The 11,052-nt window shown below is 70.1% G+C and carries 8 protein-coding genes; 1 reads left to right on the forward strand and 7 read right to left on the reverse strand.

What is annotated here, in order from left to right; genetic code table 11:
• Window positions 1-6 precede the first annotated feature (6 nt).
• The 7 genes from ACZ6N8_RS24680 to glgX form a co-directional block, all read right to left on the reverse strand.
• Window positions 7-1,233, reverse strand: coding sequence for a helix-turn-helix domain-containing protein (locus ACZ6N8_RS24680; RefSeq protein WP_466012885.1), 1,227 nt, complete (start codon window positions 1,231-1,233; stop codon window positions 7-9).
• Complete coding sequence (locus tag ACZ6N8_RS24685; protein ID WP_466012886.1) at window positions 1,220-1,381, reverse strand: hypothetical protein; 162 nt, start codon at window positions 1,379-1,381, stop codon at window positions 1,220-1,222. Before ACZ6N8_RS24685 ends, ACZ6N8_RS24680 begins: the two co-directional genes overlap by 14 nt.
• Before the next feature lie 115 nt (window positions 1,382-1,496).
• A complete protein-coding gene (locus tag ACZ6N8_RS24690; RefSeq protein WP_466012887.1) occupies window positions 1,497-2,687 on the reverse strand; it encodes a helix-turn-helix domain-containing protein in 1,191 nt (396 codons plus the stop codon).
• Between the two features lie 148 nt (window positions 2,688-2,835).
• Window positions 2,836-3,876 carry a GNAT family N-acetyltransferase gene (locus ACZ6N8_RS24695; protein ID WP_466012888.1) on the reverse strand — a complete coding sequence of 347 codons (1,041 nt, stop codon included), beginning with the start codon at window positions 3,874-3,876 and terminating at the stop codon, window positions 2,836-2,838.
• 446 nt (window positions 3,877-4,322) lie between these two features.
• A complete protein-coding gene (treZ, locus tag ACZ6N8_RS24700; protein WP_466012889.1) occupies window positions 4,323-6,047 on the reverse strand; it encodes a malto-oligosyltrehalose trehalohydrolase in 1,725 nt (574 codons plus the stop codon).
• Window positions 6,044-8,350 carry a malto-oligosyltrehalose synthase gene (gene treY / locus ACZ6N8_RS24705; protein ID WP_466012890.1) on the reverse strand — a complete coding sequence of 769 codons (2,307 nt, stop codon included), beginning with the start codon at window positions 8,348-8,350 and terminating at the stop codon, window positions 6,044-6,046. Before treY ends, treZ begins: the two co-directional genes overlap by 4 nt.
• A 1-nt stretch (window position 8,351) precedes the next feature.
• Complete coding sequence (gene glgX, locus ACZ6N8_RS24710; protein WP_466012891.1) at window positions 8,352-10,469, reverse strand: glycogen debranching protein GlgX; 2,118 nt, start codon at window positions 10,467-10,469, stop codon at window positions 8,352-8,354.
• 287 nt (window positions 10,470-10,756) lie between these two features.
• Here glgX and ACZ6N8_RS24715 point away from each other — a divergent pair.
• On the forward strand, window positions 10,757-11,052 hold a 296-nt coding region (locus ACZ6N8_RS24715; protein ID WP_466012892.1), incomplete at its 3' end, for a glycogen/starch synthase.

Genomic DNA, 11,052 nt, shown 5'->3' on the forward strand with positions numbered 1-11,052 from the left:
GCCCGGTCAGCGGGTGAGGCCGACGAGCGTCGCCAGTCGCGCCACGCCGGCCGGCGCCGGCTGCGCGCGGGCCACGTCGGCGATCACGGTACGCGCCAACGGCCGGCACCGGACCTCGGCCGGCGCGACACTGTCCGCGTCCACGAGTGCGCGGGCGGCCCCGCGCAGGTCACCGACCTGGAGGTACGCCCGCGCGGCATCGACCAGGTACGCGCCCCGATACTCGGCCGGCAGCCGTCGCCACGCCTCCCGCCGCACGATCGCCGGGTGCCTCTGTAGTGCCTCGTCGGCGTCGCCCCGTGCCACCGCCACCAACACCCGGGTCAGCTCGACGGTGATCGGGGCGAAGCTGGTGCGGTGCTGGTCGTCGTACCCACGAAGGGTGGGGGCGACGCCCGCAGCCCGGTCGATCAGCTCGTCGGCGCAGCGGTGCTCGCCGCAGCCAGCGGCGGCGAGGGCGGCCTGGAGCAGCAGCGTCCCACCCACGGCCCGTTCCCAGCGATAGCCCTCGCGCTCGTGATCAAGAGGTTTGCGGGAACTTTGATCTCCAAAAGCGCCGCAAATCTCTTGATCACCGGCACGGGATGAGGATGGAAGGACGCGGTTGGCGGCGGCGAGCGTCGCGGTCAGGGCCAGGCGGTCGCGGTTTGACGCGCGGAGCGCCTGGCCGACCGCGACGGCCGCCGTGGCCGCGAGGATCGGGTCGTCGTGGGCGGCGGACATCGCCCGGTCGGCGGCCAGCCAGGCGAGGTCGGCCTCGCCGAGCTTCACCAGCAGCGACGAGGTGATCCGGTACGCCTGCACCAGCAGCTCCGCCGACCGCACGCCCTGGGCGGCGTCGAGCAGACCCGGCAACAGGCGCACCAACTGCCCGTAGTGCGCGTGCTGGTAGGTCAACCAGGCGTGCCCGACCTGCCTCCTCAACTCGTCCGTCTGCGGTGGAGCCTGCGGGATGTCGTAGCGGGCGAGCGCCGCCCGGATGTCGTCCACCCCGTCCGGCGTACTCGCCGGGGTGCTCCGCGGCTGGCCGAGCAACACCTCCGGGTCGACCCGCAGGACGTCTGCCAGTTCCTGGATGACCGAGTACCGGTCCAGGGAGCGGGCGCCCCGCTCGATCTTGTCCACCCAACTCTTCGACCTGCGCAGCCGGTCGGCGAGCATCTGCTGGGTCATCTGCCGCCGTACCCGCCAGCTCGCCACGCGACGGCCGATGGGGATGTCATCCCCTGTCACGCTTCCACCGCCGGTCCGGGACCGCGCGGGTCGTGTCGTCCACGGGCACGCGCTCCGCCTCGGCCTGAGCCAGAATGCGCTGCTTGGCAGCCTCCCGCTCGGCCGCCTCTCCGTCGTTCTCCGGAGCGTTGTCGTCCTGACCGCTCATCGCCGCCTCCTCTGGTCGAGGCCGGGCGGCTCACCCGCCGCACCTGGCCAGCGGGACGCGCTCACGTCCCAAAGCGGACAGTAGGGCGGATTGGTGATGCGGTGATTACTGGCAGTTATGCGGCCAGGTTGATGCCGATGCGGCCGGCGAGCAGGCGCAGGTCGTCGGGGATGGCACGACGCTGTGCGCGCTGGGCCAGGGTGACCACGGCGTCGCGGGCGAGGGGGTTGATGGCGAACGGAATCGGCGCTGCCCGCTCGGCCTGGACGAACGCGGCGAGGGCTTCGGCATCCCGCCGACCACCGTCCGCCAACGCGCGACCAAGATCGAGCCAGTAGGACTGCTGACGGATCGACGCTGCGAGAACCTGCGGACGGACGGTTCGGGACAGCTCGATGACGCGGCCAGAGTCGCCCTGCTCGGCGGCGATGGACATCTCCCAGAGCCCGACGTTGGTCGGTCCGAAGCCGCAGCCGTTGAAGCCAGCTCCGTCAGTCGGATCCCCGAGCGTTGCCGCCTCGCGGGCGGCCTCGGCAAGGTGATCGCGAGCTACGTCCAGACGACCGCTTACCGTCGAGGTCAACGCGGCCGACAGATGAAGTTGTCCGAGCATCTGTCGCACCCGCTCGTCGGCGGCGTTGGCTTGTAGCTCGGTCAGTGACCGGTCGGCGGCACGGGCCGCAACCGATGCGGATTCGATCGGCAGGCTTTGCGCATAGGCGAAGCGGGAGGCCGCGATCCATGCCGGGTCTTCGGTGCCTTCGGCGACCGCGCCAGCGAGCCGGGCGGCATTGAGGGCCAGGTGGCGATAGCCGATGTTTCGCAGACAGGTGGCGGCTTGATAGGCGACCTGGACGAGCACGATGCCGCCCACGGCGGCGGCTTCGAGCAACAGGACCGGGAGCATGCGCGCCATGGCCGGGTAGTTGCACGAGGTGCGAAGCTGCTCGGCGCGGGCGATCTCGGCGGTCAGGCGTTCCGGTGCGTAGGTTGACGGGCGGCGCTCGCCGTCCTCGATCTCGATCAGGGCCGACCAGATCGCCGGCACGCACTCGGCGGCGCTCTCACGAGCCGGATCACCGGGCTCCGTGCCTTGGCCGAGCAGGTCGGCAACCGTGACCTGGAGTGCGGCAGCGAGGGCGACCAGAGTGGAGCGACGGTCGATTGTCTTGCGACCCGACTCGACCTGCGACACGTACGACTGCGTGACACCGGCGAGCCCGGCGAGGACGGCCTGGGTCATCCCGCCCCGACGCATCCGCCAGTATCGAATCCTGGCGCCAATGGTCTCCGGCTTCTTCACCATGCCTGCATCCACCCCCGGGTAGAGGACCGGAAGAACCGGCCACGCCCGCTATCCCCTGGACGCTTGGACGGTACACCGACAGAGCGTCCAAGCGATGACGCTGCGTGCCCGAGGGCGCTCCACGCAAGTGGGTTTCGCGCCCTGGAGACTAGGAACTGAACCCCGATGTGCGATCGGCGCGGCGTCGGTCGACCTGATCCGTCCACCCCGCACGAACAAGGACTTCGGCGGCGACCTCACCAGGGGTGCGATCATTCTTGACAGTGAAGTCCTCGACGGTGGCGTCGGTCGGTAGTGACCCGTGCTCCTGCAGCCTCCGCAGGTGCTGCTCAAGCTTCGGTCCCGTGTCCCGTTGACGCAGGCGTTCGCGAACGGTGTCGACGTCCGTGATCAATCTGACCAGACGGACGTCACAGCCCACGAGACTCTCCGCATATCGTTCCCGCTGAGCCAGGCTGTCGATAACAGCAGCAACGACGACGACGCGTGCGCCAGCGGCTCTGAAATTGGCCCACACCGCCGCCAAGTTGGCGCATTTGAGTTCGTCGTGAAATCGCCCTCCTGTGGGGATCACGCTCGGTGGCGGCCCGAACTGAGCCAGCATGTCCGTGTCAACGACGGCCGTAATGTGGCCCGCTTTGGTGAGAACTCGTCCCAACGCGTCTGCCACTGTTGATTTCCCGACCCCGGCGACGCCGTTGAGGAGCAAGGCTCGACACGAAGAGGTGGGCACCGCTTCCCGCCCCGAGAGAGGCCGGGCCGATGCCCCCGCCTCTGGCTTCAGCACGAACCAGTAGTTGACCGTAGGACCCTGTGTGGCCAGGCCACCGCCCAATGATTCGTACAAGGCCCGGGCAGGAGCGTTCGCCTCGCTCGCCGTGAGGAACATGCGGGTAGCACCGACTTGTGTGCCAGCTGACATGAACGCCTGCAACAGTGCCCGACCGACCCCAAGCCGGCGGTGCTCCTGCGCCACCTGCAGCCGATGAAGGTAGAGCATCGAGGAGGTGTCGGGCCGGATCAGGTGATAACCCCAGCACCAACCGATGATGTCCGCAGCGTCAGAGGCCACGAAAGCCAAAACCCCGGGTCTCGCCAGGAACGCGTGACCGTTGCCAGCCGCTGCGCCGAACCTACGCGCCGCGCGATCAAAGAGTTGGACGTCACGTACGGATACTCGACGGATCACACGTCATTCTCACTGTTCCCCCCGCCGCAGGAACGCCCACAGCGCGGGCACCGACGCCGATGCGGCACGCGAGCAGGCGCGAGTCGTCGGGGACGGCTCGGCGCTGGGCGCGCTGGGCCAGGGTCACCACGGCGTCGTGGGCAAGCGGTTGATGGCGAACGAGATCGGTGCGGCCCGCTCGGCTGCACGGACACGGCGAGCGCCTCGACGTTTCTGCGACCCTCGTCAGCCAGGGCGTGACCGAGGTCGAGCCAGTAGGACTGCTGGCGGATCGACGCTGCACGGATCTGCGGTCGGACCGTCCGAGACAACTCGATGACCCGTCCGGACTTGCCCTGCTCCGTGGCGATGGACATCTCCCACAAGCCGACATTCGTTGGTCCGAACCCGCAGCCGTTGAAGCCGGCCCCGTCGACCGGATCCGCGAGCGTTGGGGGCTCCACAGGTCAGAGCGCCACGATCGCCGCAGTCTCCGCCGGCAACTCGATCCGGTCGCGCATCACCGTGACGCCCTCGCCCGTGGCCAGGAGCACCCGCCGCGCCACCCCAGGCAACGACACCCCCTGCCCCCGCCCAGCCAGGTTCGCCACGACGAGCGTGTCCCCCCGCCGCATCAGCAGAAACTGATCCCCGTGCTGCACCGAAACCGCGTGCATCCGAGGATCAGACAGGTCCGGAGTAGACCGACGCAGAGCGATCAACCGCTGGTAGAACGCCAGCATCGAAGCATGCTCAGGCTTGTCCAGCTCCGCCCAGTCCAACCGCGACCGCACAAAAGTCTGCGGGTCCTGAGGGTCAGGCACGTCCCCCTCGGGCCACCCGTGCGAGGCGAACTCCCGCCGCCGCCCGGTCCGCACCGCGGAGGCCAGCTCCGGCTCCGGGTGCGACGTGAAGAACTGCCAAGGCGTGGAGGCGGCCCACTCCTCCCCCATGAACAGCATGGGAGTGAACGGCGCCGTCATCAGCAACGTAGCCCCAACGCGGAGCATGGCAGGCGAGAGAGAAGCAGAGATCCGATCCCCGGTGGCCCGGTTCCCGATCTGGTCGTGGTTCTGCAAATACGCCACGAACCGGTGCCCAGGAATTCGAGGATCGACAGGCCGCCCGTGGTGCCGGTTACGGAAGCTCGACCAGGTGCCGGAGTGGAAGAACCCGCCCGTCAGCACGTCCGACAGCGTCTCCAGGGAGCCGAAGTCCCCGTAGTAGCCCTGCCGCTCCCCCGTCAGCAACGTGTGCAGCGCGTGGTGGGCGTCGTCGTTCCACTGGGCGTGCAGCCCGAACCCACCCGCCTCCCGAGGGGTGATCAGCCGCGGGTCGTTGAGGTCCGATTCGGCGATCAGCGACAACGGCCGCCCCAGGTGCGTCGACAGGGACTCGACGGCAACAGCCAGCTCTTCGAGCAGAGGCACCGCCCGGGTGTCCGGCAGCGCGTGCACAGCGTCCAGGCGCAGGCCGTCGACGTGGTAGTCGCGCAGCCACATCAGCACGCTGTCGATGATGTAGCGGCGTACCTCGTCGGAGTGCGGGCCGTCCAGGTTGATCGAGCGGCCCCAACTGTTGCTCTGCTCGGCGAGGTAGGGGCCGAACCGCGGCGCGTAGGCCCCGGAGGGCCCGAAATGGTTGTAGACGACGTCGAGGATCACCCCCAACCCCTTGGCGTGCGCGGCGTCGACGAACCGTTTCAGGCCGTCCGGGCCGCCGTAAGGCTCGTGCGGGGCGTACCAGCAGACGCCGTCGTACCCCCAGTTGTGTTCGCCGTTGAAGGCGTTGACCGGGAGCAGTTCGATCAGGTCGACGCCGAGCGACACGAGGTGGTCGAGGCGGTCGATGGCCGCGTCGAAGGTGCCCTCCGGGGTGAAGGTGCCGATGTGCAGCTCGTAGAGGATGCTGCCGGGCAGTTGCCGGCCGGTCCACGCGCTGTCGGACCAGTCGAAGGCGGAATGGTCGTACAGGCGGCTCGGCCCGTGCACACCCTCCGGCTGCCACGCCGAGCGCGGGTCGGGCAGCGGGGTGTCGTCATCGTCGAGCAGGAACGCGTAGTCGGGGCCGCCGTCGGGCACCTCGACCCGCCACCAGCCGTCGGCGGCGGCGCGCATCTCGTGGTCGGCGTCGCCCGGCAGGTGCAGCCGCACCCGCGTGGCGTCCGGCGCCCACACGGCGAATTCGGTCATGACGCAGCCTCCACGGAAGCGGTGGGAGGGGCCAGCAGAGCGACGGGATAGTCCGACAGAAGGTCGTCCAGAGGTGTCTCCCCGCCACTGTAGACCCGGCCGGTGAACAGGTCCTTCACCTCGTGAACGGGAAGCGACAGAGCTGTGTCGCACCAGCCACCGGCGCGCGCCAGACCCAGCGGCAGCCGGGTCGCCACGGCGATCGCGCCGCCCCTGTCGAAGGCCACCACGTGCCGGCCGACAGGCCCGTGCGCCGGCACCGGCCGGTAGCCGGTGAACAGCTCCGGGTGCGCCCGCCGCAACCGCAGCGTCCGCGACACGACGAGCAGCTTCGCCGCGCCGTCCGTGTCGACCGGGGGACGCCAGCCGTCGTCGAGCCGTGCCAGCATCTCCCGGCGTACGTCGAAGTCGACAGGCCGGCGGTTGTCCGGGTCGACGAGGGAGTTGTCCCACAGCTCGGTGCCCTGGTAGGTGTCCGGCACGCCGGGCATGGCGAGCTGGATGAGCTTCTGCCCGAGGGAGTTGCACCAGCCGGCCGGGGTGATGGCGGCGGCGAGTTCGGTCAGCTCGTCGTGCAGGCTCGGGTCGTCGTACATCATGTCGATCACCGCGTGCATGGCCTGCTCGAACGCCGGGTCCGGGTCCGCCCAACTGGTCGAGGCCGCGGCCTCCCGGGCGGCCTTCTCGGCGTACGCGTGCAGCCGCTCCCGTTCGATCGGCCACGCGCCGACGGCGGTCTGCCAGAGCAGGTGGGCGAACGCCGGGTCGGGCAGCGGCGCGTACTCCATCCAGGTCGTGACCTGCTCGGCCCAGCGCTGCGGCAGTTCGCTGAGCACGGCGAGCCTGGCGCGCACGTCCTCACCGCGCTTCGTGTCGTGGGTGGAGGTGGTGGTCATGCTCGCCGGCCAGCGGACCTGGCGGGCGGCGGCGAAGCGGTGGAACTCCGCAGGCGGCACCCCGAAGTGGGCGGGGCTGCCACCCACCTCGTTGAGCGCCACGAACCGGGTCCACCTGTAGAACGCGGTGTCCTCCACGCCCTTGGCCATCACCGCGCCGGTGAGCTGCGGGAACCGCTGGGCCAGCTCGTCGCCGGGGTCGCGCAGCCGGCGGGTCACCGCGTCCAGGGCGGTCGCCAGGTCGGGGCGGCGTCGGCCCGCCTCGGAGCGGGCCGCGGCGAGGTGCCGGGCGCCGTGCGGCGGGTAACCCCGGTACACCGGGAAGGCGGCGGCCAACTCGGCGAGGGCCGCCCGCGCCGCCTCGGTCGGCACCTCGGGGGCGAGCGCGGCCAGTCGGGTCAGCTCGGCGGCGAGCAGCTGGGTGGCGGCGGCCAGCTTCGTGGCGTGGGTCAGGTCCTCCCACGAGGTGTGCTTCCCGGTGAGTCGGGTGTCCAGCACCGTGAAGTCGCCCTCGGCGTCGGTGTCGACGAACAACCCGTTCACGGCGGCGAGGGCGTCGTAGCCGGTGGTGCCGTCCACCGGCCAGTCCGGCAGCTCCTCGCCGTACTCCAGGATCTTCTCCACCACGAGCCAGGCGTCCGGCGCGGCCTCGCGCAGCCGGGCCAGGTAGCCGGCGGGGTCGCGCAGGCCGTCCGGGTGGTCGACGCGGATGCCGTCGACCTCCCCGTCGGCGGCCCAGCGCAGGACCAGTTCGTGGGTGGCGGCGAACACCGCCGGGTCCTCCACCCGCAGGCCGGCCAGGCCCGCGATGGCGAAGAACCTGCGGTACGTCAGCTCGGCGTCCCCCCGACGCCACGAGATCAGCTCGTAGTGCTGCCTGTCGTGCACCTCCCGGGCGGTGCCGTCGCCGGTGCCGTCGGCGACCGGGAAGCGGTGCTCGTGGTAACGCAGCTCCCCGTCGACGAGCTTGAGGTCGTCCAGGGCTGACTCGTCGTCGGCGAGCACCGGCAGCAGCAGCCGACCCCGGTCCCAGTCGATGTCGAACCAGTCGGCGTACGACGAGTCGCGCCCCCGGCGCAGCACGTCCCACCAGGCCGGGTTGGCCGGCGGCACGGCGACGCCTGCGTGGTTGGGCACGATGTCGACGACCAGGCCGAGGTCCTTGTCGCGAAGCGCGCGCAGCAGCCGCTGCCGGGCGGCCTCACCGCCCAGCTCCGGGTTGACCGCCCGGTGATCGACCACGTCGTAGCCGTGCTGAGAGCCGGGCGTAGCGGCCAGCAGGGGTGCGGTGTAGAGGTGGCTGACGCCCAGATCGGCGAGGTAGTCGAGGATGCCGGCGGTGGCGTCCAGGTCGAAGCCGGGGCGGACCTGAATGCGGTAGGTGGCCCTTACAGGGGTGGCCGGCATGTCAGATCGTCCTCTCCAGCACGACGAGGGAACGGTCCGGCACCCGGATGGTGCCGCCCGCGCTGATCACCGTGACGTCGTCCGGTTCGGGTTCGGCGGTGCTGATCACCCGTTCCCACTTCTGGCCGTACTCGCTGCCCGGCATGGTGAAGTCAAGCGGCGCGTCGTGGGCGTTGAAGCAGAGCAGGAACGAGGCGTCGTGGTGCTTCTGGCCGTACTGGCCGCGCTCACGGATGCCCTCGCCGTTGACGAACAGCGCCACCGAGCGGCCGAAGTCGTTGCCCCAGTCCTCGCCTGTCATCTCCCGCCCGTCCGGGGTGTACCAGGCCAGGTCCGGCAGCGGCTCGTCGATGCCGCGCCCACCGACGGGCAGACCGGTGAAGAACCGGCGGCGGCGGAACACCTGGTGCCGCTTGCGGAACGCGGTGAGCGTGCGGACGAACTCCAGCAGCTGTTCGTCGGCGTTGTCCCAGTCCACCCAGGCCAACTCGCTGTCCTGGCAGTAGACGTTGTTGTTGCCGCGCTGCGTGCGGCCCAACTCGTCGCCGTGGCCGATCATCGGCACGCCCTGCGACAGCATGAGGGTGGCCAGGAAGTTACGCCGCTGCTTGGCGCGCAGCGCGAGCACCGCCTCGTCGTCGGTCTCGCCCTCCACGCCGCAGTTCCACGACCGGTTGTGGCTCTCGCCGTCCCGGTTTTCCTCGCCGTTGGCCTCGTTGTGCTTGTCGTTGTACGACACCAGGTCGTTGAGGGTGAACCCGTCGTGCACGGTGACGAAGTTGATGCTGTGGAACGGACGCCGCCCGTCGTCCTGGTAGAGGTCGGCCGAGCCGGAGATGCGCGAGGCGAACTCGGCGAGGGTGGCCGGCTCGCCGCGCCAGAAGTCCCGCACCGTGTCGCGGTACTTGCCGTTCCACTCCGTCCACAGCGGCGGGAAGTTGCCCACCTGGTACCCGCCCGGGCCGACGTCCCACGGCTCGGCGATCAGCTTGACCTGGCTCACCACCGGGTCCTGCTGCACCACCTCGAAGAACGTCGACAGCCTGTCCACCTCGTAGAACTCGCGGGCCAGGGTGGCCGCCAGGTCGAACCGGAACCCGTCGACGTGCATCTCGGTCACCCAGTAGCGCAGCGAATCCATGATCAGTTGCAGGGAGTGCGGGCTGCGGACGTTCAGGCTGTTGCCGGTGCCCGTGTAGTCGACGAAGTAGCGCCTGTCCTCCTCGCTGAGCCGGTAGTAGCTCGGGGCGTCCACGCCCTTGAAGCTCAACGTCGGCCCGAGGTGGTTGCCCTCGGCTGTGTGGTTGTAGACCACGTCGAGGATGACCTCGATGCCGGCCGCGTGCAGCGCCTTGACCATCCCCCGGAACTCCTGCACCTGCTGCCCCAGGCGGCCCAGCGCCGAGTAGCCGTGGTGCGGGGCGAAGAAGCCGATGGTGTTGTAGCCCCAGTAGTTGCGCAGGCCCAGGTCGACCAGGCGATGGTCGTGCACGAACTGGTGCACGGGCATCAGCTCGATCGCTGTCACCCCGAGCCGGGTCAGGTAGTCGATCATCGGCGGGGAGGCGATGCCGGCGTACGTGCCGCGCAGCTCCTCCGGGATGTCCGGGTGCCGCATGGTCAACCCGCGTACGTGCGCCTCGTAGATCACCGAGTGGTGGTACGGGGTGCGGGGCGGCTTGTCGTTGCCCCAGTCGAAGTACGGGTTCACCACCACCGACTTGGGCATGAACGGCGCCGAGTCGGTCTCGTTCATCCGCTCGGGCTCGCCCATGTCGTAGTCGTAGACCGCCGGGTCCCACTCGACGTCGCCGTCGATGGCCTTCGCGTACGGGTCGAGCAGCAGCTTGTGCGGATTGCAGCGCAGCCCGTTCGCCGGGTCGTACGGGCCGTGCACCCGGTAGCCGTAGCGCTGCCCCGGCTCGATGCCCGGCAGGTACGCGTGCCAGACGTACGCGTCCACCTCCCGCAGCTCGACGCGGCGCTCAGCGCCGGTGTCCCACTCGTCGAAGAGGCACAACTCGATTCGCTCGGCCACCTCCGAGAAGATGGCGAAGTTGGTGCCCATACCGTCGTACGTGGCGCCCAGCGGATACCGCTCGCCCGGCCAGACCTGCATGTCGCTCCCTCAAAGCACGGTCATGTGCGCGGGTATTGCCCTGCGCCCCGGCACGCCAATCCATCCTTTCAGGCGATGGTCGAAATCCACCTGTCTGATGCGCGCTACACCCCTCAGGTGTCTTCCGTCACCATGGCGGCTCTCAAGGTGCGGTATCGCGCTCGATGCCCTTTGCTGGTTGGGGACACGCGCCCGCGCGCGCCCACTCGGCCCTCGGCCACCCCGACACCTCACGCTTCGCCGCCACCGATGCCGGCGCGCACCACCATGCATGGACGGAGATTGATGTGACGACCCTGCGGGTCGGCGAGCAGCTCGCTGGCGCCACGGACCGGGCCCACCGGCCCACCCTCACCTCCCGGCCCGCGCAGCCTGGCGCGGCGGTGCCGCCGCAGCCCGGCCCGGGAGTTCCGCCGCAGACCCGTCGCATCCTGATGCTGTCCTGGGAGTACCCGCCGGTGCTCGTCGGCGGCCTCGGCCGCCACGTCCACGCCCTCTCCGTCGCGCTCGCCGCCGCCGGCCACGAGGTCACGGTCGTCACCCGCCACAGCGACGGCGCACCCCTGGAGGAGTACGCCGACGG

Source organism: Micromonospora sp. NPDC047521 (assembly GCF_055587305.1).